Source organism: Flammeovirga pectinis, assembly GCF_003970675.1.
Classification (GTDB): domain Bacteria; phylum Bacteroidota; class Bacteroidia; order Cytophagales; family Flammeovirgaceae; genus Flammeovirga; species Flammeovirga pectinis.
Genome location: NZ_CP034562.1, coordinates 391,597 through 416,585, shown reverse-complemented (window position 1 = coordinate 416,585; position 24,989 = coordinate 391,597). Strand labels below are relative to the sequence as shown.

Annotated in this window: 26 protein-coding genes; 14 read left to right on the top strand and 12 right to left on the bottom strand. The window is 31.4% G+C overall.

Annotation, left to right across the window (positions count from 1 at the left end; genetic code table 11):
- Window positions 1–7: 7 nt before the first annotated feature.
- Window positions 8–1,267 (top strand): metallophosphoesterase, encoded by a 1,260-nt coding sequence (locus EI427_RS01710; RefSeq protein ID WP_126610945.1) that lies wholly within the window; start codon window positions 8–10, stop codon window positions 1,265–1,267.
- A gap of 43 nt (window positions 1,268–1,310) precedes the next feature.
- Here the strand turns inward: EI427_RS01710 and EI427_RS01705 are convergent, their stop codons facing one another.
- On the bottom strand, window positions 1,311–1,829 hold the full coding sequence (locus tag EI427_RS01705; RefSeq protein ID WP_126610943.1) for a hypothetical protein: 519 nt from the start codon (window positions 1,827–1,829) through the stop codon (window positions 1,311–1,313).
- Window positions 1,830–2,039: 210 nt separating this feature from the next.
- Between EI427_RS01705 and EI427_RS01700 the strand changes: the two genes are divergently transcribed.
- Both EI427_RS01700 and EI427_RS01695 read left to right on the top strand, forming a co-directional pair.
- Window positions 2,040–3,263 carry a uracil-xanthine permease family protein gene (locus EI427_RS01700; RefSeq protein WP_126610942.1) on the top strand — a complete coding sequence of 408 codons (1,224 nt, stop codon included), beginning with the start codon at window positions 2,040–2,042 and terminating at the stop codon, window positions 3,261–3,263.
- A 152-nt stretch (window positions 3,264–3,415) separates the two neighbouring features.
- Window positions 3,416–3,940: a hypothetical protein gene (locus EI427_RS01695; protein WP_126610941.1), complete on the top strand. Its 525-nt coding sequence runs from the start codon at window positions 3,416–3,418 to the stop codon at window positions 3,938–3,940.
- 121 nt (window positions 3,941–4,061) lie between these two features.
- On the opposite strand, the gene EI427_RS01690 is transcribed toward EI427_RS01695, so the two are convergent.
- The 3 genes from EI427_RS01690 to EI427_RS01680 all read right to left on the bottom strand — a co-directional run bounded on the left by EI427_RS01690 (window position 4,062) and on the right by EI427_RS01680 (window position 6,912).
- Window positions 4,062–4,472: a hypothetical protein gene (locus EI427_RS01690; protein WP_126610940.1), complete on the bottom strand. Its 411-nt coding sequence runs from the start codon at window positions 4,470–4,472 to the stop codon at window positions 4,062–4,064.
- A gap of 65 nt (window positions 4,473–4,537) precedes the next feature.
- Complete coding sequence (locus tag EI427_RS01685) at window positions 4,538–5,365, bottom strand: hypothetical protein (protein WP_126610939.1); 828 nt, start codon at window positions 5,363–5,365, stop codon at window positions 4,538–4,540.
- Between the two features lie 101 nt (window positions 5,366–5,466).
- Complete coding sequence (locus EI427_RS01680) at window positions 5,467–6,912, bottom strand: DUF389 domain-containing protein (protein ID WP_126610938.1); 1,446 nt, start codon at window positions 6,910–6,912, stop codon at window positions 5,467–5,469.
- A gap of 130 nt (window positions 6,913–7,042) precedes the next feature.
- Between EI427_RS01680 and EI427_RS01675 the strand changes: the two genes are divergently transcribed.
- The 5 genes from EI427_RS01675 (at window position 7,043) to EI427_RS01655 (ending at window position 12,454) form a co-directional block, all read left to right on the top strand.
- Entirely contained in the window at window positions 7,043–7,477 is a 435-nt protein-coding gene (locus tag EI427_RS01675) for a (4Fe-4S)-binding protein (protein ID WP_126610937.1), read from the top strand.
- Window positions 7,478–7,745: 268 nt separating this feature from the next.
- Window positions 7,746–10,169: an AAA family ATPase gene (locus EI427_RS01670; protein ID WP_126610936.1), complete on the top strand. Its 2,424-nt coding sequence runs from the start codon at window positions 7,746–7,748 to the stop codon at window positions 10,167–10,169.
- A gap of 26 nt (window positions 10,170–10,195) precedes the next feature.
- The gene (locus EI427_RS01665; RefSeq protein ID WP_126610935.1) at window positions 10,196–11,257 is read left to right on the top strand and encodes a hypothetical protein; all 1,062 of its coding nucleotides are present in this window, start codon (window positions 10,196–10,198) and stop codon (window positions 11,255–11,257) included.
- Between the two features lie 40 nt (window positions 11,258–11,297).
- Window positions 11,298–11,669 (top strand): n-acetylglutamate synthase, encoded by a 372-nt coding sequence (locus EI427_RS01660; protein ID WP_126610934.1) that lies wholly within the window; start codon window positions 11,298–11,300, stop codon window positions 11,667–11,669.
- 185 nt (window positions 11,670–11,854) lie between these two features.
- A complete protein-coding gene (locus EI427_RS01655; protein ID WP_126610933.1) occupies window positions 11,855–12,454 on the top strand; it encodes a superoxide dismutase in 600 nt (199 codons plus the stop codon).
- Between the two features lie 152 nt (window positions 12,455–12,606).
- On the opposite strand, the gene EI427_RS01650 is transcribed toward EI427_RS01655, so the two are convergent.
- The 3 genes from EI427_RS01650 to EI427_RS01640 are packed head-to-tail and all read right to left on the bottom strand — an operon-like array spanning window position 12,607 to window position 14,980.
- Window positions 12,607–13,587, bottom strand: a complete 981-nt coding sequence (locus EI427_RS01650) for a polyprenyl synthetase family protein (RefSeq protein ID WP_126610932.1) — start codon at window positions 13,585–13,587, stop codon at window positions 12,607–12,609.
- A gap of 12 nt (window positions 13,588–13,599) precedes the next feature.
- Complete coding sequence (gene gldF, locus EI427_RS01645; protein ID WP_126610931.1) at window positions 13,600–14,334, bottom strand: gliding motility-associated ABC transporter permease subunit GldF; 735 nt, start codon at window positions 14,332–14,334, stop codon at window positions 13,600–13,602.
- Window positions 14,335–14,356: 22 nt separating this feature from the next.
- Window positions 14,357–14,980 carry a DUF4251 domain-containing protein gene (locus tag EI427_RS01640; protein ID WP_126610930.1) on the bottom strand — a complete coding sequence of 208 codons (624 nt, stop codon included), beginning with the start codon at window positions 14,978–14,980 and terminating at the stop codon, window positions 14,357–14,359.
- 206 nt (window positions 14,981–15,186) lie between these two features.
- Between EI427_RS01640 and EI427_RS01635 the strand changes: the two genes are divergently transcribed.
- The 5 genes from EI427_RS01635 (at window position 15,187) to EI427_RS01615 (ending at window position 19,829) form a co-directional block, all read left to right on the top strand.
- Complete coding sequence (locus tag EI427_RS01635) at window positions 15,187–15,795, top strand: TetR/AcrR family transcriptional regulator (protein WP_126610929.1); 609 nt, start codon at window positions 15,187–15,189, stop codon at window positions 15,793–15,795.
- Between the two features lie 41 nt (window positions 15,796–15,836).
- The gene (locus tag EI427_RS01630; protein WP_126610928.1) at window positions 15,837–16,490 is read left to right on the top strand and encodes a TMEM175 family protein; all 654 of its coding nucleotides are present in this window, start codon (window positions 15,837–15,839) and stop codon (window positions 16,488–16,490) included.
- A 71-nt stretch (window positions 16,491–16,561) separates the two neighbouring features.
- Complete coding sequence (locus EI427_RS01625) at window positions 16,562–17,329, top strand: ParA family protein (protein ID WP_126610927.1); 768 nt, start codon at window positions 16,562–16,564, stop codon at window positions 17,327–17,329.
- A gap of 18 nt (window positions 17,330–17,347) precedes the next feature.
- Window positions 17,348–17,638: a ribbon-helix-helix domain-containing protein gene (locus EI427_RS01620; protein WP_126610926.1), complete on the top strand. Its 291-nt coding sequence runs from the start codon at window positions 17,348–17,350 to the stop codon at window positions 17,636–17,638.
- 25 nt (window positions 17,639–17,663) lie between these two features.
- A complete protein-coding gene (locus tag EI427_RS01615; protein WP_126610925.1) occupies window positions 17,664–19,829 on the top strand; it encodes a T9SS type A sorting domain-containing protein in 2,166 nt (721 codons plus the stop codon).
- 6 nt (window positions 19,830–19,835) lie between these two features.
- Here EI427_RS01615 and EI427_RS01610 read toward each other — a convergent pair whose 3' ends face one another.
- The 4 genes from EI427_RS01610 to EI427_RS01595 all read right to left on the bottom strand — a co-directional run bounded on the left by EI427_RS01610 (window position 19,836) and on the right by EI427_RS01595 (window position 22,823).
- Window positions 19,836–20,075 carry a hypothetical protein gene (locus EI427_RS01610; protein ID WP_126610924.1) on the bottom strand — a complete coding sequence of 80 codons (240 nt, stop codon included), beginning with the start codon at window positions 20,073–20,075 and terminating at the stop codon, window positions 19,836–19,838.
- 16 nt (window positions 20,076–20,091) lie between these two features.
- Window positions 20,092–20,733, bottom strand: a complete 642-nt coding sequence (locus EI427_RS01605) for a hypothetical protein (RefSeq protein WP_126610923.1) — start codon at window positions 20,731–20,733, stop codon at window positions 20,092–20,094.
- Window positions 20,734–20,962: 229 nt separating this feature from the next.
- Window positions 20,963–21,526 carry a DUF2911 domain-containing protein gene (locus EI427_RS01600; RefSeq protein WP_126610922.1) on the bottom strand — a complete coding sequence of 188 codons (564 nt, stop codon included), beginning with the start codon at window positions 21,524–21,526 and terminating at the stop codon, window positions 20,963–20,965.
- Between the two features lie 49 nt (window positions 21,527–21,575).
- Window positions 21,576–22,823 (bottom strand): flavin monoamine oxidase family protein, encoded by a 1,248-nt coding sequence (locus EI427_RS01595; protein ID WP_126610921.1) that lies wholly within the window; start codon window positions 22,821–22,823, stop codon window positions 21,576–21,578.
- Window positions 22,824–22,949: 126 nt separating this feature from the next.
- Here EI427_RS01595 and EI427_RS01590 point away from each other — a divergent pair, with 126 nt between their 5' ends.
- Window positions 22,950–23,696 (top strand): SpoIIAA family protein, encoded by a 747-nt coding sequence (locus EI427_RS01590; protein WP_126610920.1) that lies wholly within the window; start codon window positions 22,950–22,952, stop codon window positions 23,694–23,696.
- A 428-nt stretch (window positions 23,697–24,124) separates the two neighbouring features.
- On the opposite strand, the gene EI427_RS01585 is transcribed toward EI427_RS01590, so the two are convergent.
- The gene (locus tag EI427_RS01585) at window positions 24,125–24,784 is read right to left on the bottom strand and encodes a hypothetical protein (RefSeq protein WP_126610919.1); all 660 of its coding nucleotides are present in this window, start codon (window positions 24,782–24,784) and stop codon (window positions 24,125–24,127) included.
- Window positions 24,785–24,989: the final 205 nt, after the last annotated feature.

Genomic DNA, 24,989 nt, shown 5'->3' with positions numbered 1-24,989 from the left:
TACAAACATGAATAGCAAAGCATTAATTATTCTTGGTGTTGTATTGGTTGTAATTACTTCAATAGACCTTTACGCTTTTAAAGGTATTCGATTAATTACAGAAAATATTTCTCCGATGTACAGACAAATAGCCACAGGAATTTATTGGCTATTTAATACAACTGTTTACTTGTCATTAATTTGGACTGTTCTCAACTTAGATAAGTTTAGGTTACCAGAATACACAAATATTTTCTTTAGCATTAGTGCATTATTATTAATGTCTATTGCTACAAAGTTAGTTTTTAATATTTTTCATGGGGCAGATGATCTTGCCTACATGGGAAGTAAAGTATTTCACTTTTTCCAAAATGGTAGCAAAGTAAATCCTAGCGGAGATACAATTAGTAGAGCTAGATTTCTAACATTTGTAGGTGCAGGACTTGCTACAATTCCATTGGGTGCATTTGCCTACGGTTACACAAAAGGTAGGTTTAACTTTAGGGTGATTAGAAAAAATCTGTCATTCAAAAATTTACCAAAAGCTTTTGATGGCTTTAAAGTAATCCAAATATCAGATATTCATATTGGTAGTTTCCCTAAAGGACATGAATCTGTTGCTAAAGCAATTGAAATGATTAATAGCAGAAACCCTGATATTATAGTTTTCACAGGTGATCTAGTGAATAATTTTGCTTCTGAAACAGACGGTTGGATTGAAGTCTTTAAAAACTTAAAAGCAAAACATGGTATGTACTCTATTCTCGGAAACCATGATTATGGAGACTATGTACAATGGGATTCTGCTACAGAAAAAATTCAAAATCTTGATGCTGTAAAAAAGGCGAATAGAGATATTGGTTTCGATTTACTATTGAATGAGAATAGAGCTATAGAAATTGATGGAGAAAAAATAGGGATTGTTGGTGTAGAAAACTGGGGCTTAAAGCCTTTCCCTCAATTTGGAGATATAGATAAGGCAAACCAAGGTTTAGGCAATGTTCCTTTTAAAATACTTCTTTCTCATGATCCATCACATTGGGATGAAAAAGTGACAGATCATAAAGACATGGATTTAATGTTGGCTGGTCATACTCACGGAATGCAATTTGGAATAGAAATTCCTGGAATAAAATGGAGTCCTGTTCAATATAAATACCCTAGATGGGCAGGTCTTTACGAAAAAGAAGATCAGAAATTGTATGTAAATAGAGGCTTTGGCTACCATGCCTACGCAGGTAGAATTGGTATGGATCCAGAGATTACAGAAATCATATTAAAAAGTTAATCAAAAACGGATAGTTACAAAAAAATAACTATCCGTTTTTGTTTTAAAAGGCTTTTCCAACACCCACACTAATAGACCAGGCATCATAACCTTCTTTTATATCATAAAATACTCCCAAAGGAATTGCCCAACCTTGCTGACCGATTGGAAATGCATATTCTGTACCCAATCTAAAAATACCAAGGTTATGGTCTTTTTCTAATTCTACTCCTCCACCCATAAATACATTCCAATTGGGAATAAGAGTGTAAGTTGCTACTACTGCTAGTACTAAAGCATTTTCTCGTTTTAATGGTTCATCATGAGGAATAATATACTCACCTATTTCAAAGTCTGCCATAATACCCACTTCCCATTTTGGTAAAAACCGATATAAATAATCAATACCAAAACCGGGTACAAAATGTCCTTTATGATCTAAGTTATCTACTCCTGCTCCTTTTGGAATATAAGTATTTGCATTAGTAATTGAGATAAAGTGTTTTGGCTCTTTCTTTTCTTGAGCTGAAATTATTTGAATAGAAAATAAGAGTAAAAAGAAAATTAATAGAGATTTATACATAAAGTTAAAAAGAGATTAGTAATAAAAATAAAGTTCACCTTATTGAAGATCGCATGAAAACAGCATAAATAAAAAGAGTAATTGATAATTTTATAAAATCTATTTGATCAAAAAATTCCATAATAAACGAAAACAACAACCAGTATCATTAAAAGTTGCTAAGCCAATCTATTAACTTTGTGTGATTTATGTAAACAAATTTCCCTTCATATGGATTCTATTTCTGGAAAAACAAAATATCTTCTTGGTCTTCAACATGTATTAGCCATGTTTGGAGCAACAGTATTGGTTCCTTTTCTAACAGGTTTAAGTCCTGTAATAGCACTATTTACTGCTGGATGTGGCACATTAATATTCCATCAAGTAACAAAGAAAATTGTTCCTGTATTTTTAGGTTCTTCATTTGCCTTTATTGGTGCAATTAGCCTTGTTTTAAAACAAGAAGGACTTGCCGAAGTAAAAGCAGGTATAATTGGAGCTGGTTTGGTTTATGTCTTAATGGCATTTATAATCAAAAAATTTGGTGTAAAAGGCGTACAATCTTTTTTCCCTCCAATTGTAATCGGTCCTACAATTATGGTTATTGGTTTACGTTTAAGTCCTATTGCTCTACAAATGGCAGGATATAACGAAGGCACTTTCGATACGCAAAGTTTAATAATTGCCCTATCGGTAATTGTTACTATGGTAATATCATCTATGGTTAACCATTCTTTCTTTAGATTAATGCCTATTTTAATATCTGTAACTGTTGGATATTTACTAGCAGCTGCATTAGGTGTTGTAGATTATACAGCCATAAAAAATGCACATTGGTTTGGATTCACAGGAGATACATTAGATCAAGTGTTAACACTTCCACACTTCTCATGGACTGGTTTCTTTGCTATTGCTCCTATTGCACTCGTAGTATTTATAGAACATATTGGTGATATAACAACAAATGGTGCTGTTGTAGGCAAAGACTTTTTCAAAAATCCTGGTATACACAGAACAATGCTTGGTGATGGCTTGGCAACAATTTTTGCAGGTATAATCGGGGGACCTGCTAACACTACATACGGAGAGAATACTGGAGTATTGGCAGTAACAAAAGTTTATGACCCTTCAGTAATTCGCATAGCAGCTGTATTTGCTATTCTACTTAGCTTTATTGGTAAAGTAGGTGCAATATTACAAACTATCCCTGTTCCTGTAATGGGTGGTATTTCTATTATTCTCTTCGGAATGATTGCTGCTGTAGGCGTTAGAACATTAATTTCTGCAAAACTAGATTTCGGACATTCAAGAAATTTAATAATTGCAGCCCTAATATTTGTATTAGGTATAGGAATAAAAGATGTGGCTATATGGAATAACATTTCAGTATCGGGTTTAACTATAGCTGCGTTAGTTGGCGTTCTGTTAAATAAGATATTACCAAAAAATATTTAATCAAATACAATAATCCATCATTACACTTTTCGTAGTTAATGATGGATTTTTCTACAAAAATCACAAAAGCAACAACGATTCATTTAAAATTAACTAACTCATTTACATATATTAAGTATATTTATCTATTCTCATTACTAACTTATTTTATCATGTTACGACTCACTATTGTCCTATTATTTTGTATAATAGGGTCTTTAAACGCACAAGATGTTGGCGATTACCATGTAATTTCTGCGAATGAATTTAGTAGTTATTCTGCTTTTTCTAGTTCTCCACCTCCTCACATAACGGGGCATGGAGCTAAAAGCGACTCATTATCTAGAAGTAACTTAGTTTTTGATTACTATGAAGCAGGTAATGAATATTATGCCATTGAAAGTTGGGCAGATTATTATTATTGGCTTTCAAAAAAATACGAAGTCTTGTTTAGTAAACCAGAACTGTTTGAGCACTTCTATAATAAGAAAGATAACATCTCCATGATTAAATACCTTTCTTATAACTTTTCTGTATGGCATTTTCCATCAGCAATAAGAATAGAACCTCATGTAGAACTATCTGATGGCGAAAATCGTTTTTCTTTGTCTAATCATATTATTAAAAATGAAACAGACCTTGAGTATATGCTAAAACAGATAGCAATAAAACAAGAGCAGTACGTTTCTAAAGACTAGAAATTAATAGAGTAGGATATTTACATCACAGTTATACCCTACTCTAAAAATGGCTAAAAGAAAAAAGACTTAACAGAAAAATTCCATTAAGTCTCCAAAAAAACTGTATAAACTATTATAATTAATTCTTTTTCGTGAAGTGAAGTAACATTATTGTATCACCAGAAATGTACTCCAAAACATATGTATTTTCTTTTTTATTGATTACCTGAAAAGTAATTTGCTCTTTCGAACCTTTGACTTTGGTATCAATTATTAATTTCTCTTGCGTCAAATCAAAAGTATATTTACCCTTTCTTTTCCCTTCTGGTCCTATCTGGATAAATTTCCCATCTTCATCAAAAATTTGATATTGAGCTGATCCAAACATTTCATCTCCAGAAATTGTTCTTCCTTCATTTAAATAATCAACAACTTCTAAATGCCATTTCCCTGTAAATCCAGTACCATCTTCCAAAGGTTCTGAAGCTAATGTTACATTAGAAACTAGTAAAGAAATAAACAAGACAATTAATGTTATAGACTTTTTCATGATATTTTTTTGGATCAAAAGGATAAGACAAGGAATATTAAAAAATACTTATTATTTACCTCTAACTATTTGATTTTCAATGTATGAGACCATTCTTTTTTAAGTGAATTTTCTCTATATCTCTTATCGTGATAAGCATCATCTTTAACATTTAAAGCAACTTTAAATTCTTTAAGATCTTTTCCTGCTCTACCTTTAGTTACTGTAAATTCTACCTCAAATGCATATTTATGGTAACCATCACTCATACCTAAATCATGAGTTAATACTTTGTATGATGTATGCTTATAAATAGAAGTGTTTTTTGATGTTCTTCTACTTTTCTGATCGTATTTTACAAGATCTGTAGGGTTTTCAAAAGCTGAAGTACTTAATCTGATGTATTCAAAAGATCTTACAGACTCAATTGTACCTTTGATTTTATAAGTTCCTTTTTCTTTTAATTCAGTAGGAAGGTTTTTATCGTTTTCAATCGTTAAAATTAACGGCTCTTTAGTAACAGTTACTTTTTGTTTAACTGTTGTTTTTTGATGATCTATTGTATAAGCAACAAACTTATAGTCATAAGAACCCTTCTTTAAGGGAGCGTAACCTTTAAATTTATATGTTCCAAATGATCCGAAAATACTATTTTTATAACGTCCTTTATTCTGGTTTGGAATCTCGTTAGAGTTAGGTTCAAAATTAATGCTACTAAGTCCAAAATCTGAAATTGTAGAAGCTTCTACATCAAATTCTAATACTGATAAAGGCTTAACTTTAAATTCTTTTGGAGCATTTTTAATTCTTACATTCGGACCAAAAAAGTCATTTTCTTGATCTTTTGAACATGAACTAAAAAATACAACAACTATTGATAATAATAATATGGAATAATTTCTTAATGATTTCATGAGAGAGTTAATTTTTTCTGTTATTAAATTCACTATCATGACAACCACTTACAGAGTGTGAACAATGTTAGTTACAATTATTCACACTCTTTTTTAAAATTCTAAAATTTGTATACTTTCAATTTCGGATCATTTAATCGTATTCTAATCCATTTTTCTATTTTACCTAAATACTCAGGTCTTTGTTCATCTGTAACAGTATCAGATAGTTTCACGAGTAAAACAGGGTGTTTTATTACTTTTAAAGAGTCTCCTTCAAATTCTTGTAACTGAATACTTGTGATTGCATATTTTTCAACTTCAGGATATTGAAATTTCAGCTCTTTATTTAATTGTTGTACAGGGTAAGGATCTTTCTTAGATGCATTTAAGTTATAAATCCTTTTTTCTAGTAATTTTATTTTGAGGTCTTTATCACGTATTACCTCATCATTTTTTGTATAAATATCTCTCAATAATTTTGAGTGTAAATCGTTACTATACTCAGCAAATTTTTTATCGATATCTGCCCCAGAGCCATCTTCTTGATGTATTCTTACGAGTGTCTTTTTTGTTAAAGGAAAATATTCACCTGCCTTAGCATTTAGACCATAGCGAGCCAACATTTCATTTAAGAATATGATTTTATTTTCATCAATATTTTTCCCCATATAGTACAAATCAATTGTTGATAGTGTATCTGTATATACTATTTTTTGAGTAAGTAATTCACTTCCTTGAAATACCGTGTTATCATTAATAAAATTATCTACAGCAATTTTAAAACGAGTTTCCTGTATCATATTCATAAAAATAACACCACTAGGCATTACTATAATGGTTAAAAATATTATTAATAAAGATCTATAACGACGGTATTTACTTCTATCAATAAATTTCTTAATTGGAAAACGTAAGTATTTTACAACTATATAAGTTGACAGCGTAATAAAAACAGAATTGATAAAAAAGAGATAAAAAGCGCCAAAAAAGAATTTATATGTACCTGTTGCTAAACCAAAACCTGCGGTACATAATGGGGGCATTAGTGCTGTTGCTATTGCAACTCCTGGTATTACATTACTTTTCTCTTTTCTAGAACCTGCAATAATTCCAGAAAAACCACCAAACATAGCAACAAATACATCTAGAATTGTTGGTTTTGTCCTTGCTAAAATTTCTGATTGTTCTATTGTAATTGGAGAAATTGAAAAATATAAAGTTGACGTAACAAGACTAATTACTACTGCAATAGCAATATTCTTTAAAGCCCTACGCATCATGTCTACATCATGAATACCAATTGCAGTTCCAATACCTAAAATTGGGCCCATTAATGGAGAGATTAACATGGCTCCAATTATTACTGCAGGAGAGTTTGAATTTAGTCCAATTGAGGCAATTAAAATTGAAAAAATTAAAATCCATGCTGCATGACCTTTAAACGTCATGTCCTTCTTTATTCCTTCAATAGTTGCTTCTGGGTCTGATCCTTCTCGAATACTTAAGGTATCAACTGCTAATTTTTTAAAGGATTGTACGAATCCTGAAAAACTACTATCACTCATATTATTATTAAATAATTACTTGTTTTACACGAGTTTACAATGTAAATTCTAAATGACTTATAACTTAAGTATTAAAAACTTAATAAGCACATCAATTTAAACACATTCCTCCCTGTAACGTAAAAAACTTATGCCCAATAAAGAAATTATTAAAACATATTCAAATAACGACATAGAGATTGTTTGGCAGCCTAGTAAATGTATTCATTCTACAAAATGTTTTCAGGCATTACCAAGTGTATTTGATCCTACAAAAAGACCTTGGGTTTCTATTAATGGAGCTCCAACTGCAGATATTATTCTTACCGTCAAAAATTGTCCTTCTGGAGCATTGTCACTAAAGAAAGAGCAGGAAGAAGAAGATGCTACTGAAATAGAAAATGACATTCAAATAACTGTTCTTAAAGATGGACCTATTTTAATAAAAGGTAGTATTACTTTAAATGCAAAAGGATCATCAGAAAGTTTAGGGAATAAGCAAATTGCACTCTGCCGTTGTGGACATTCCTCTAATAAGCCATATTGCGATGGTCAGCATGCAAAACATGGGTTTAAAGCTGACTAAAAAACCATTTACAGCTCCTTATTTATATAACGAATAACATTATTCACTCGTCTTTTTTATAATCTAAGAAAGACGAGTATTAACATTTGTTCAATTAAAGGATTTAATCTATATTTGCACACTGATTAAACTTAGATTAACCCACATAAATTTTATATCAACAAACTTCAGTCTAACTGTAGATTCTATTTAGAATTTGAGTAAAATTTATAGGTCCTAAAAGTAATCAAATTCATTCGATCATTACAGACTAATATATAAACCTTTTATGGCCAATATCAAAAGCCTATCTTTAGAAAATTTCCGTGTCTTTAAAGAACGTACTACATTTAATTTTTCACCAATTAATGTATTAACGGGTACAAATAGTAGTGGTAAAAGTTCATTATTTAAAGCTCTTTTATTATTACAAGACAATGGTACTAAAAATAGATTGGAAGAACTCGACTTTAGAGGTCCCTACCATAATTTAGGTAATATAGATAAAGCACGTAATCATGATACTGACCCTGACAAGCCAATTACTTTTACATTAGAATTTGCTCCTCAGCCAGGTACTGCCCCTTTTAAACGTTTTGAATTAGGACAAAGAGATATCTCTATTGCTTTTACAGATTTAAAAGATATCAATAGCTTCTCTGATTTAATGCAAGTGCCCAATTGGAAAAATTGGATGTACTTTTTAAGAGGTGTCTTAATTAATAGATCTCAAGACATGATCCGTCATGTACAGAAATTAACGAAAGAAGGGAAGATCGAAAACAAGCCAATTATTAAGGCAATTCTACACAAGCTTTTACACATTGCTTTTGAAGAAAGAATTTCTGTAGAAAACGTTGAAAAATTATTTAAGCAAGCATCTAATGTAGTTGTAAAGCTTAAAGAATTAGATATTCCTGTAGAAGATCATTTAAAAATCCCTGCAGATATAAATAAAGCATTTTTTGTTGACTTAATTAAAAGAGCGTGGTACGAGAAACATCGAGAACACGAACTTAGAGGTATTAAGAAATTAGAACATCTTACAGAAGCAAAACCGTCTCCTACAAGAGATGAAAAAGCAACAAAAAAACATAATGAAAATTGGGCTAAGATTATCCGAAAGAATGATATTACTGAAGTAGAACAGTTACGTTCAGCTTTGGTTTCATGGCTAGAAATGGATATCCCAATGTCTTCTTTAGTACGAGACATTCTTAATATTAGTACTAAAGAAATCATTTTCTCTTTTAAACCTATTGGTGTAAATACAACTGAGCGTTTAATTCTTGAACTTTCTTATGACAGTAAAGAAGGTAAATTGTGTAATGTTGGTTTATCGTATAGAGAACGTTTTACAAATAAAAGAAAGCTACTCTACACGCCTTTAAGTAATGGTAGTTTACATTATGTTGGTAGTGAAAACGGCAACAGTTATTTATTAGCTGCCGGACATAGAGGTGACTATATAAAAACGGATGGTGAAATACCCGTTTTCACTAGTTTCTTTGATATCAATAATTTATATGAGTATGGTGCGGGAATGGATTTAGATGTTCCCTTAACCAAGTTCTTTAGTGTTGATAACAATAAATTATCAAAGGTTACCGGTATAAAAGAAGAAGACAAACTGAATGTTCTTTCTGAACTTATACATAAAAAATTGATGTTACTTTTAGGTTCTCGTCTTAATGCATTTATGACAGAGCATCAACCTAAAATAAAAAAGATTAACCCCTTTAAAAAAGAAAATTTAAAACAACTTCTTGCTGAACGTGAAGAAGATGGAAGTGGTTTTAAAATAGCATCAATTGGTTTCTTATTAAGGGATCTACCTCTTTTAGATAATAATGATAGAAAAATTCTTGATGTACAAGAAGCTTATAATTCAATAGATAGTTTAGACCATCTTCCTGAGCTTCCTCTTTCTAGTGAAGAATTCCATAATCTCTTTACCATAGACATTGATACTATTTTTGCAGATGGGTTTATAAAAATGATTGAAGAAGGTGTACAAGGAATTAAACACATCTTTAAATCTTGTGGTAAACTCTTCAACTTTGGTTTATTAGAAGCACAAAGAGGTAGTACTAAACGTATTCTTCTTCATACAGACGGTACTGTTTTAAGTACTTTATTATTTGATTTTGCTAAAAATGCAGATCAAAAAGCAAGAGATTTTGTGCGATTTTGGATTCAAGAATTTGAAATTGGACATGATATACATATCAATTCTGTAAAAGGAATTGCCTCAGATGTAATCATTACAGATAGAAAAGGACATGAATTAGATTTAGCGGACTTAGGTTACGGGATATCTCAATTGCTACCTATTCTACTAAAAATTGCTTTAGATGAACATCGTTCTTTATTAATTGAAGAACCTGAAACAAACCTTCATCCAAAAATGCAATCTAAATTGGCAGATTTAATTATTGATGCCTCACAAAGATATCAGACTAATTTTTTGATAGAAACACACTCTGAATACCTAATTAGAAAATTACAATACTGGACGGCTAAACGTAAAATTACACCGTACGAATCTACAATATATTACCTATATAACCCCGAGAGAGTACCAGAAGGGAAACCTCAAGTAGCTCTATTGAATATCCTAAAAGATGGAGAGCTAGACAATGAGTTTGGAGAAGGATTCTTTGATGAAGCAGACAATATTGCTATCGAATTATTCCACTTGAAACAACAATAAATTAGGCTACTTAAATAACGATTATCATGGAACGAATTACCACTTACGCAAATATAAATTCCCTTACCTCATTTTTCACAAAACGTCCTTCTTTAGAGGATGAATTGGACGATATGGACTGGAGCCGTTCTTGGATGGATTTCTATTCATTCTTGAACAAACAAGCAGATTTACGCTTAGATGTAGATCCTACTCAATTATCAATGATGAGTAAAACGAACCCTTACATTAAAAAGATGCTAAAAAATGCATCTTCTGGAGGGTCATCATTACGCTGTGAAAAAGAAGCATTTGATCAATTAGATGTAGTTAGTAAAAGTACAATGCCACAAACAATGTTTTTTCTTGATAAAAGTAATCAAGAATGCGAAGACATTGAAAATAAATATGGGATCATTACATTAAACCCAAATCGAATTAAATCGAAAGCTGGGTTTATGTTTAATTGGTCATTATACAATGTAACTAAAGATAGAGGAGCCGTTAAACGCTTCGAAAAATGGAGTCAGTTAGAACGCTTTCGTCATCCTCATAATTCAATGGTAATTATAGACAATTACTTATTGAAAGACTTAGGAGAAATAGAAGAAAACTTGATTCCTATGTTAGATGCATTACTTCCTGAAAAACTAGAAGTTACTTATCAACTTACGCTAATTTCTGTCGATTTACGTGATAAACCTGCATCTATGAAAAAGTACATTGAATGGGAATTGAATAAGAAGTTAAAAAGACCTTATGATATTGAAGTTTGTGTAATAAAGACTGAAAGTAATAAAAACCACGACAGAAATATTTTTACAAATTACCTTTGGATGCACTCAGGTCACTCTTTCACTTACCTAAGAAGACAACAGATTAGTAAAAATACCAATTTGATGCTCTTCCCTATCTTCTATCAACAAAAAGATTTCCAATCTTATTATGAGGAGATGCCAGGTTCTACAGAAAGTAAAAGTTCTGTTTGGGGTGCCGTAAACCAAAGATTGAGAGAAGCAAGGTATATAATAAAGACAGCTAGTAACGATTATAACGGGATTGGTGGCGAACTTAAAAATTCTATTCTAATAGGTAATAAAACTGCATAATTTCTATATTTGTTCACTATTTACACCAAGCTGAACTATTATGGAAAAAATTAATTATCACAACAAGCGTTTTAGAGCTATTTCTAATTCTAAAAACGGAGAAGTAGACGCTGAAACATTCTTTCATTACCGACAGGGCGGTGATGTTATTTGGGCAACTTACCACGGTACCAATATTAAAATGGGTACAATTACAGGTATTGTAAAAGAAGATAGCTCATTAGTATTTACTTATCAACATGTAAATCTAAATGATGAAATCATGACAGGTAAGTGTATTTCTACACCTAAGATTGATGAAGGAAGAATTATTCTTTCAGAAAACTGGGAATGGACTTGTAAAGATCTTTCTAAAGGTGAATCTATAGTTGCAGAGTTAGTCCAAAAAGACAATTTAACACCTATATTTTAAGAGCATTTTGAGTATCATAAATAAAAACTATGATGTTATAAATGAATTCGATGAAAAAATGATTCTCTTTTTAGAGTTTATTGTGTTAATTAGCATAAACAAAAAAAAGGTGACCTTTCTCATCAGTTGAAAAAACGCCTTCTCAAATTTTGAAACAAATTATTTAACTATAAATCCTTATTAAAATGGCATTCGAGTTACCTCAACTTCCTTACGCATACGACGCTTTAGAGCCACATTTTGACGCTCGTACAATGGAAATTCACCACTCAAAGCATCACGCTGCATATACTGCAAAATTAAATGCTGCTATTGAGGGTACTGCTGACGCTGGAAAATCTATCGAAGAATTATTATCTGCTGATACACTTTCTGGTGCTGTAAGAAATAACGGTGGTGGTTACTATAACCATAACTTATTCTGGACAATCCTTTCTCCAAACGGTGGAGGTGCTCCAACAGGAGATTTAGCTGCTGCAATTGATGCTGCTTTTGGTTCTTTTGATGCATTCAAAGAAACATTTGCTAACGCTGCTGCAACTCGCTTTGGTTCTGGTTGGGCATGGTTATGTGCTAAAGATGGTGCTGTTTCTGTTTGCTCTACTGCAAACCAAGACAACCCATTAATGAAAGGTGAGTGCGATGGAACACCAATCTTAGGTCTTGATGTTTGGGAACATGCATATTACTTAAACTACCAAAACCGTCGCCCTGATTACATTTCTGCATTCTGGAGTGTTGTAAACTGGGACGAAGTAGCAAAACGTTTTGCTGCTGCTAAGTAGTTTATACTATAGATAGACCAAAAAGTCTACACAAAAAAACCTTGAAAGGATTCATTCTTTCAAGGTTTTTTTATTCCTGTTAATTGAAAATAGTAATCAACACAACTGTACAAAAAAAGCTACCTTATTTCTAAAGTACCTTTTTAAATATCTTAATGATCTCTATTTTGAAGATAGATACCAAATTCTTTCAACAATTGTTTTCGATTGTCTGGAACATCCAATTTTTGTAAAGCTGTAAATCCTTTATCAAAATATTCATTTGATTTAGAAGTTGCCATTTCTTTAATATCTAATCTATCATAGATAGCAGTAACAGCTTTCACCTTTTCAACTTTATCAAATTCTTTGACCTCTAACCATTTGAGAAGTTCAGCTTTATCCGCACCTTTAGCTTGTTTTAAAGCCTTGATAAGCATTAATGTTTTCTTGTTAGATATAATATCTCCACCAACTTGCTTACCAAATTTATCTTGGTCAGCATAAACATCAAGTATATCATCTTTAAGCTGAAAACCGAGTCCTACATTTACTCCAAACTCTTCTACCACTTTAGATTGCTCTTCTGATGCTCCTCCAATTAAAGCACCTAATCTTAAGGCAAAGCCTATTAAAACAGCTGTCTTTAAACGAATCATTTCAATATATTCTTCTTCAGAAACAATTGCTCGTTCTTCAAAGTCCATATCAAATTGTTGTCCTTCACAAACTTCGGTAGCACATTTATTAAATAATGAAATAGCAGACCTTAATACATTGTCTTCTACTTGCATTATGTAGTCGTATGCTTTCACAAACATTACATCTCCTGATAAAATAGCAATATTTGGATTCCACTTTTCGTGCACAGTCATCTGACCTCTACGAAGTGGAGCATCGTCCATAATATCATCATGCATTAGAGTAAAATTGTGAAAAACTTCTACACCAATTGCCGGTTCAACTGCTTTCTTGTAATCATCATCAAATAAATAACAACCTAACAACGTTAACGCAGGGCGCAATCTCTTACCGCCTAATGATAATATATAACGTAGAGGAGCATATAAATTTTCTGGAGCATCTCCGTATGCTCTTTTTTCTAATTCTTGAGCAAGTAATTCCCCTGCCTCTTTTAAATTAAATTGTGCCATATATAATTTAGGTTATTGCTCCCAGCGTCTACTACCAATTGATAATTTGGCTAGGCTAAGTGCAATAATTATTAAACTGCAAAAATATAATATATCTCGAGAATCTATTAACCCTCTACTTAAAGATCTGTAATGAAAATCTACTCCCCATAAGCCAATAGAATAAGCCTGATCGCTTAATGCTGGAATAGCTGCTACAGATGATATTCCATCGTAACAAACAAAACAAAGTGCTACTGCTATTATAAAAGATACAATCTGACTTGATGTAACAGACGAGGCAAAAGTACCAATTGCTGCAAAACCACCAGAAAGTAAAATTAAACCAATGTAAGAACCTACAACAGCTGCTGTATCAATATTACCTTTAGGAGCACCTAAATTATAAATTGAAAAGTAGTAAATAACTGTTGGAATTAGAGCTAATATTGCTGTAACCCATGCTGCAAAAAACTTACCACTAACAATCTGAAAATCAGTTAATGGCCGAGTAAACAACAATTCTAATGTACCAGTTTTCTTTTCTTCTGCTAAACCACGCATAGTTATAGCAGGTAAAAGGAACATGAAAATATAAGGTGCAACATTAAAAAGGGCATCCAAAGAAGCATAACTTCCTTCTAAAACGCTTGTTTGTGGAAATACCCAAACAAATAGTCCCATCATTATTAAAAAGATAGCGACTACTAAATACCCTAAAATTGCACTAAAAAAACTATTGATTTCTCGTTTAAATATCTGCCACATAAGCTAAAAAGTAATGCTTTTATTAATAGGGTGTTGCTCCTTGAAATACTGAAGACAAATCAGTTGGTAATAAATTACCACGGAACTTTACTTCAATATTTTCCGTCTGTGATCTAACCGATGCATCTGCCCAATTATCTGCACCATTTAGGTTAATTCTAACTGCTGCTTGCATCATAGAACCCTGTACATTAAAGCTCATATTTACACCTCCTTGCTCATTTTCTTTTATTTGTAGGTCTGTGATTTTACCATCTAAAGTAATACCTCCAACACCGTTGTAACCAACAATACCTTCAAAACCCAACTGTACAACACAAACGTCACCATTAAGTTTAATAAAATTGATAGAGTTTGTTACTTGAGCAACATTTCCATATCTATCGTATACTTGGTTTGCTTGTAAAACAAACTTTTGATCTTTCATTGCCTGTTTAGACATTTCAAAACGAGCAACTTCTTCTGCTTTAGCTTGTTGTTTAGCTAATTGCTTGGCTTTTTTACGTTCTTCTTTGGCTTTTTTCTTAGCAAGTTTCCTCTGTTCCTTTTCAGTTAAAGGTTTTTCTTGCACATCTTGAGCGGTTACTTGTCCTGCAAAAGACATTAGTAAAGCAAAAGCAAATATTTTCAATAAATTATATTTCATAGTTCTTGTTAGATTTAGTATTGATAATGTTCGGGAACTTAAAAAAATAAGTTGTACTCTATATAGTTACTTAATAAGTGATACTTTTCTTTAAAAAGTACACACAAATATACGCAATCATTACACGTATTGAAGATTTAAGTTTATTTTTTACAATTGATTATTAACTTTACTATAAATAATTCATTCGATTAAATAACCCCATTATGAAAAACAATAGAGAACACGTTCTTAAAGTTGCAACTAAGTTAATTTCTGAAAGAGGATTTGATGGAGCATCTACTAGAGAAATTGCCCAAAGAGCTAAAGTAAGTCAAGGAATGATAAATTATTACTTTGGATCAAAAGAAGCTCTTCTTAAAGAAATTATTTCTGATTTTTCTAAGCAAATTAATACTGTTGTTACGGAACTAAAACACTCAGAAAAAGAGGGTTTAGCTTTTATAAAATTTGCATTGCTTAAGTTTTTCAAAGTATCGTTTGAAAATAGAGATTTATCTAGAATTATGAATGTTGAAGAAACGATGGATCTTAGAGATGAGGTAATCTCTCAGAACGACGAGGTTTCTAAAATCATAAGTGATCTATTTATTTCAAATATTCTTGATGGAAAAGCAAAAGGCATTTATAACGAAGATTGTGATGAAGAACTTATTGTCACTTTCTTGGTAAATGCACTGAATGATTATATAATCAGATCTGAAAGAATTATTATCAAAAAACCGATGAAGGGTGTTTCGGCATACTCAGATCATCATCAAAAAAGAGTAATAGAATTTAGTTATAGTTATTTAGAAAAAATGTTACTTCCATAACAACTCTAATTTCTACTATTAATAATAACAATTTCACACAAATGGGAAATCAAAAAGGTAATAAAAAAGAAAAAGTAATTTCTAAGAGTTGGTTAACAAGAATTACTCGATTATCCGATATTATTTTTGCAACATCAATGACAATGTTGCTTTTAGCTATAGATCTTCCTGAAGTTAAAACTATAGGAAGTAATAAAGAGCTTTTAACTGCGTTAAGTAAGCAACTACCTATATTGGGTATTTTCCTTTCTACTTTTGTTTTATTGGCTGTTTACTGGTTAAAGCACACAACCACAACTCGATTAATGAAAGGAGCTGATACATTATATATGTGGCTAGACCTAATTCTGTTGGCTTTTGTAGCTCTATTACCATTTTCTAATGGTTTAGCTACTGCTTTTCCAGACTACTTTATTTCCATTTCAGTATATGGTATAAATGTTTTTATAATTGGTAGTTGTTCTTTCTTTGCATGGAGACACGCAAGTAAAAATAATCTACTGCTTAAAGAAGAAATGGATAAGAAAGAAGCCGAAGAAATAAGTAGTGAAAGCTGGATGGAACCCGTTATAGCTATAATTTCTATTATTACAGGTTATTTTTATATTGATTATGCTCAACTTCCATTTATTTTGGTACCAATTATCTACGGTCTACAAACCAAATGGAAAGAGAAAAAAAATAGAGCACGTTAATTGCTCTATAAACATAGGTACTTTTTTAATAAAAAATAGCACCTGTACGTCACTTACAAACGCAAACATCAATGGCAGCACAAGTCATTTCTATAAGTAACCATAAAGGTGGTGTAGGTAAAACTACATCTGTTGTTAATCTTGGTGCAGGACTGCATCAATTAGGTAAGCGTGTCTTGATGATAGACATGGATCCTCAAGCCAATTTAAGTCAATCTCTTGGTATCTTTGAACCTGAGAAGTCTGTTTACACAATGCTTAGAGGCTTCTGTAAAATAGAAGAAGCTATGCAAGAGTTAGAGCTAGACCTTCAACTCATTCCTTCTGAACTAGATTTATCTGGAGCAGAACTTGAATTAAGTATGGAAGCTGGTAGGGAATTTATTCTTAAAGATCATATTAATAAAGTAAAAGACAATTTCGATTTTATATTAATTGATTGTCCTCCTAGTTTAGGTTTACTTACTATTAATGCGTTTACAGCTTCGAATCAAGTCTTTTTCCCTTTGCAAGCACAATTTTTAGCAACGCAAGGATTAAAGAAACTTCTTGAAGTAATAGAAAAAGTAAAGCAACGTTTAAATCAAGATCTTGAAATTGGCGGAGTATTTATTACCCAATTTGATAAGAGAAAGATATTAAATAGAAATGTAAAGGATGCCATCGAAAAACACTTTGGCGATACTCTTTTCAAAACTGTTATAAGAGAAAATGTTGCACTTGCTGAAGCTCCATCAAAACAAACAAACATATTTAAATACAATCCAAAGAGCAATGGAGCGTTAGATTATTGGGGACTAGCACAAGAAGTACTAGAAAGAACCACTGTTAACGCCTAACTCTAAATAACTATCATCATGGCAAAAAAAAGCTTTTCGGGAGGATTAGATTCCCTATTAGGTGGAGCTCCAATAGGTAATAATAAACCTTCTGCTCCTGCAACTACTACTGTTCAAAATGTTATTCCTAAAAAAGAGAATACAACACCTACTACTGTTCAGAATGAAGATGCTATAGACACTTTTTCTTTATTACCAGTTACTTTTCAAGATAAAATAACTGCACTATCAAGTAAAGAAGGACGCTCTAGAGAAGAAATAATTAAAGAAGCAATTGGTTTCTATCTAGATTTTCAAGTAGATTTATAGTATAAACCTACAAGCCAAAATCCTTATGAAGCATACGCTATTAATATTAATTACCTATTTATTTTGTTTAAGTAATTCTTATGCTCAAAATATTGGTTTTGTTCCCTCAACATCCATTGTTGTAGAAAATGGAAATCAACAAATTAATAATGCTTGGTCTGGCGGATTAAATGCTGTTCAGCTTTTTAATATAGATTTAAACCTAAATGGTACTCAAGATCTCGTCATATTTGATAGATCTACAAGAAAAATCTATACCTATCTCTGGAATGTAACCTCAAAAGATTGGTTATACACCCCTCAATACGAAGAAATTTTCCCAAGTGACATCCGTTTCTGGATTCAAATTCAAGACATCAATGGAAGTGGAAAAAAAGACCTAATTATTGGTAGAGAAGATGGAATTTACCTTCACACTAATTCATCTGAAAGTCAATTATCTTTCAATAAAACACCTGTTCAATTACAAACAACTACTTTTTCGGGAGCAACAACTCCTTTAGTCTGTTCTTTACTAGATACTCCTGCTTTTTCGGATGTTAATGGAGATGGTCTATTGGACTTCTTAACTTTTGTACCTGGATTAGGGGGAACAATAGAATACCACCAAAATACAGGAGGCAATTCAGATGCTCCGTCATATACTAAGAAAAGTAATAATTGGGGTAACTTTCAGGAATGTGGTGATTGTGCAACGTATGTTTTTGGAGATGAAATATGTGGATCAAACGGTAGGATAATGCACTTAGGTTCTGCTATTAGTTTTGAAGATATTAATGGAAGTGGTCTTAAAGACCTTCTGATTGGTGAGATGAATTGTAGTAATTTAGTTGCACTTCCTAATAAAGGTACCGAATCTACGGCTCTTTTTGATGAAAGTATTTCTGATTTTCCATCCTCACATCCAGTAAATTTCCCACTTTTTCCAGCCTCTTTCTTTGTCGACGTTAATAATAATGGACAAAATGATATGGTTGTTGGAGCTAATCTAACTTCTAATGAAGGCGACTTGACAAATTTTAGTAATAGCATTTGGCTATATAAAAATACAGGTACTACAGCTGTACCTGAGTGGACATTCATTCAAGAAAATTTCCTACAATCTACATCTATTGATTTAGGTGAACGTTCTAAGCCTTTTGCTTATGATGTAAATAAAGATGGATTAGACGATCTATTGGTTGGATATAGAGGCACATTTAATAGTGCTAATGAGATGGAAGGAGGTGGTATCGCTTATTTCCAAAATATTGGCAATACAACTACTCCTAAATTTAAATTAATTGATCTAGACTATTATTCTATTTCTAAATGGGGAATGATAGACATTAATCCTCAAATAGTCGATCTTACAGGAAACGGCGTAGAAGATTTAGTAATAAGTGCTAGGACGCCAAATAGTAATAAAGCAGGTATTTATTTATTTTCTGCCTCTGGGGTTTCTTTTGACACTTCAAATCCAACATTATTTTTTGAACACAGACCTGAAGAAAATACTTATTTGTATGATATAGATGATGACGGAAAAGTTGATATTTTATTAGGTACGTTTGGAGGAGAACTTCAGTATTATAAGCAAACAGGAACATTAGATTTTGTTCTTGAAGACAATGAATTCAAAGGTATCAATGATAATCTGCTTCGTAAATATCCTTCTGCATTTATTACAGATTTTGATAAAGACGGCACACTAGATCTTTTAGTATGGGATGATAGTGGCACTCCAAGAGTTTGGAGAGATTTTAAGAATGATAACTCTACTTATCAAAGTAAAGCATTCTATAACAAAGAATCCGATATGTTTACGGATAGAACTTACGGAAATAAATTGAGTAGTACAGTAGTTAATGACTTTCTGATTACTGGGTCTGAAGGAGGAGGACTCTACTTAGCAACAATAGGTATACACGAAGCTCCAACCACTATTGAAGACAATATTACCAGTTCAAATTTAGATATAAAGGTATATCCCAATCCTACATTTTCAGATTTCACAATAGCGAACAATAGCAAGTCTACATTACAAGTAAACATACTATCTATTAACGGAAATCTTATTTTAGAAAATAGCTTAACACCCAATAGTAATCTAAAGGTATCAACACAAAAGTGGGTGAAAGGAATCTATATCCTTCAATTTACAGATGTATATAAATCTACATTGACTACAAAGAAGGTATTAGTAAAATAGAAAATACTAAGAGCAGCATCTATTTGAACGAAGCAGATAAGCTACATCAAACTTAAGAATCCCTCTAAAAGTTCTTAAATAAACATCAGAAACAGCTTCCGTTGCACCTTCACTTTTTATCAATTGTAATAACTGATCTTTTGGTAAATCTTCTACTTCTTCTTCTGATTGCATTCCCTGAGCATTAATCAATACATCAGCTATTGATAAGCTCAAATCTTTGTCTTTTTTTGATAATTCTATCATTGGATTATTAATTAACCTAACTTCTATCTTGAACAATATGTTTACGTAATATCCATAAAACAGCAGGTAAATTGTCATACACTTGCTCTTGAACTTCAATTATTTCTAGAATCTTCCCATCGACATATTTATCGACAAAAAACTCCTTAGGAGGTTCATATAGTGCATTTACAATCTCATGAAATCCTTCCTCATCAGTTTCACCCTTACCATTTAAATAGGCTGCATTAGAGATTTTCTTAGCTAAAATTTCAGCACTTTTATTATCATAGCCATAATAACATGAGTACAATATAAATTCTAAAATCTCAGCAATAGGTTCTCTCTCTACAGGTAACTTCTGAGCAAATTTTCTTAATGCACTCATGAAATCCAATAAATCAATTGTAACCAAATCACCATCAACTTTAACAGGAAATACCATAGACATTGCAAACCTTGTCTCTTGCATTAAAATGCTATTTTCCTGTTCATCAAAGTATAAACGAATAAATAATTGAGACGGGTCACCTTTTTCTTGAAACTCTTCAATTCCCTCAATTGCTTCCCACATTGCTCCAATAACACGAGAACCATCTTTAAATATTCTAGGTATTCTTAAAAACTTTACCTTTTTATTATTAAGATATTCTTCTAAAGTAATCTTTGCCGTTGTCATTTTATTCACTTAAATACGTTGGTTCATTTGTCAAAAAGTTCTCTATATAATCCTATTGTATTTATCAGAAAACTTAAGTGATTTGATTAAAATCTAATATAATATACTAATTACTTTTGAAAAAGTACAAATACAAAGAGGCAATCCTTTCACTTTGTGTAATAAAGTAAAAGAATTGCCTCAAATTATAATTTTTAGACTATTATTTTTGTCTTACAAACTTTCTAACCTACTGTTTGTTCATTGTTAGATCTACCTGAATTTTATCCCAAGAAAAATGCAAATAATACGCTTCTTTTTCCGAATCGGCATCCACCCAAATTTTAAAACTTTCTACAGAAGTATCTAAGTATTTTACACTTTGAGTTACCTCTAGTACATCAAAAGTAGCATCTCTACTTGCTTTACCTCCAAATTGTACTCCCCAATCATTTATTTTAGAATTAAAGATTACTTGCCAATGATCAGATTCTGGGATGGTCCATAAAGTATATTCTCCTGCAGGTAATATTTTACCATTAATTTCTAAATCTACATTTGTTGAGATTACAGTAGGTCCATTAGCTCCAGTTCTCCAAACATGACCGTATGGAACTAAGTTACCAAAAATTATTCTTCCTTTTTTAAAAGGTGAGCAATACGAAATATTGATTTCTGTAGTGCCAAAAGCATAACTTTCTTCTACTTTAGGACTATGTTTTTTTGTCTCTTTAATCATAAAGTATTGCCCTGCATAGATTAATAAAACCAATGCTATTACAACACCAATAAATATTTTAAAAGCTTTTCTCATCAGATTGGATGTTTTTAGTATTTAGTTAATATCTATCTATTAACAAAAATCATACATTTATTGCAAAGTAATTTTCCACAACTTCTTCTGCAGTTTCCATAGCACCATGTACCGTAGCTACATGTCCGTTAGTATGGCATGCCTCCCCTATAAAGAATATTTTATTATTGATAGGTTCTTTAAGTGCAGCTCTATGCTCGTTTGCATTTTTTGTAGCAAAAGAATATGTTCCACAAGTGTATTGTTGTTTACTCCAATCTTGACCAAAATGACTTTTATATAATACCATTACTTGCTGTTTTGGATACATTTCATCAAGCTCATTGATTAATATTTCAGCTAATTCATCGTCATTTAACTGGTTAAATTCTTCAGAGGCATCTCCCATTAAAAATGCTACGATGTGGTTAGGGTGAGAAGGTCTAATTAAATACATTGGACATTTTTCTCCTCCAATTATTTCTACAGTATCTTCTTCCCAGAATGGCGAATTAAATTCTATAAATAACTTTCTACCTTTACCAAAACCTAAAGTTTCTATAGCAATTAGTTTATTTTGAGGTAATACTGGAGTGAAGTTTATTTTTTTCTCTTTTAATGCTCCTAAAGATGCTGTAATAATCACTTTATCAAAAGTATGAACAGTTCCATCATGTAGAAGCAACTGTACATTATTCTCTAAATAATTGACATCCACAACTGCAGAAGAAGTGAAAATATTACTTTTTAATTTCTTCACGAAAAAATCTACAGCATCACTATATTTTCCCCAACTAAAATAGTTTCTATCACCAGAAGACCATCTCCATTCATCTTCTCCTAATGAAAACGCATGTGCTTTTTCTGCATCAGTACTATACTCACTCAAAATACCCCTAATAATATGGCGCACTTGTGCATTATAAAGCCCTTTTTGTTTTAATGCTTGAAGAACTGTTCCATCAAAAGTTTCTAAATCTATATTCTCGAAATAATTAAATATTTCTTGTATTATCGATGGTAAATCAAGTAAGCGTTCCGTATCTATTAGGTGTTTATTAAACCAAACAAATTCATCTCCTACAATAGGCTCTAATTTTTGTCCTAGATGCGTTAACATTTCATGTATAACTGCAGATTTACCATGAATTTCAGCGGCTCCTAATTCTATAAATTGATGTTCATGTAATTGTTTTGTATATATTCTACCTCCTAATCGGTCGGTTGCTTCGAATAATTGAACAGTATAATTTCTATCTTTTAGAATTGATGCTGCATACAATCCAGCTACCCCTCCACCTATTATTGCTACTTTCATTTTTATCTGATTTAATTGATGAACTGAAATTAGTAAAACTAGTACTATAAAAAAATTAGAAATAACGCATCCCTCGTTAGAATATCACGTATATTCAGTAAAACATCCATAAAAATTTAAAATTATATGATTACAATTAACACATCTTTAGGTGCACAAGTATTAGGCTTTACAGTTGATGGTGAAATAGATAGAGAAGGCATTAATCAATTTTACGATGCATTAACTCTTAAAGCTGAAGCAGGAAAAGTTAAACTTCTAGGAGAAATAAAAAATATTGATGGAATAGATAGTTATAAAAGTTTTTTTGATGCTATTCAGAAAAAAATAAAAGCGACTCAAGTTGTCGCAAAATATGCCATTATAGGCGATATGGATTGGCTTAAAAACATATCTGGATTGGCAGATTTTATCCTTCCAAATATTCCTATTAAATATTTTAGTTCCGAAGACCGAGATAACGCATTGATCTGGCTTTTACAAAAAGAAGAGGCATTTGTTCCAGGTATCAAAAAGATAGAAACTGATGCTGGAGATAACTTTTTAGCTTATAAATTAACGGGCAAAATTACCCCTCAAGAATACGTTGCAATTGATAATGAATTCTTTCAACAAATCAATTCAGAAAAACCTTTAAATTTATATTTAGAATTCGCTGGTTTTGAAGGATATTCTTCTATTGCTTCTGTATGGGATGATTTTAAAACAGGGATTAAATATTACAGTAAATTAAATAAAATTGCCATTATTGGTAATAGTGATTGGATGGATATTCTTACTCGCGTAGGAGATGTTTTAACACCTGGTGTTAACATAGAATATTTTTCTAAAAATGATAAAGTTAGAGCTACTACATGGCTTAACATTAAATAAAAAATGACATCCTCTTAAAATAAAAGAATGTCATTTATAAAGTAAGATTACACTAATTGGAACTATAAGTTGATAATAGGTTAGTTTAATAATTGAATTGGTATTAATAGTACACTTTTAAATTACCGATAAGAAAAATAGGTGAACACTAAAGTAAACTGCTTATCGGTGCTGTTTTATATTTAATATGAAATGAATGTATTACTTTCTCTTTATTACATTACAAATATAATGGGTGCCATTTACTAAACTCATGATGATTTACAGTAACCTAGCTCTTTTTAAACAGATATAAACCTGCTAAAAAACAGGTTTATTTTTAGTGAGTCTTAAGGTTATCAGCAACAAAAAACACCTACTATCAAGGTTTGGAATAATCCATATCTTAATAGTAGGTGTTCTTTTATAAAAGATTTTTCGTTGCTTTATTATTCGGTAATGCCATACATTATAATTAACCTAGTCAAAGATTTTTGTGAAGTATTACTGTCATCTAATAACTTAATAGCTACAGCTATTTGCAATACTTGAATATTAATTTTATTATATTCTTGTGTCTTACTATCTATAATTAATTGATCAGCTTTATTCTTTTTTAAATCTTCTAACTCAACTTTTAAGTTTCTTAGAACAACTCCTCTTTCTTTAGCTTTTGTAAGATTCTTTTCTCTAATTTTAGCATCCTTTTCAGCTTGATTTTTCAAAATAAAATACTGATCAGCAGTTAGGTTATTTGCATTAGATGATCCATCTACAAAAATTGCTTGTCCACTTGAACTTAAAATACGTTTCTTAGATGTCTTAGTAACTGCAGTAGCTGAAACAGGTTTATGCGTATTTACTACTTTATTTGATGTATCTTTTTTCTTTTGCTCACTTGGCTTTACTGTCTTTTTATCAGTAGAAGTTTCTTTTTTTGTGTCTATTTTTTTTACTTCAGTTTTGTCAGTTTCATCTTCTGATTTGACATCTGAAACTTGATCAACAAGTATTACCTTATCTTCCTTAATAATAGGCTTTAGTTCTTCTTTTTCTTTACATGAAAATAAATTGAAGGCTAAAACTGAAAGTATTAATATTTTTTTCATAAGAATAATAATTTTGTTTTTGTATATTCTTAAGACATACGATGCTAATTATCAGCCAATTTGGTTCAATCGTATTAACATATTAATTTTTAGGCAAAAAAAGAACGGCCTCCAAACGGAAGCCGCACTTACCACATACTAACCATAAATGGTTTTAAACCATATATAAACACATATAAACATAAATTCTTTTTAGTACTTGTGA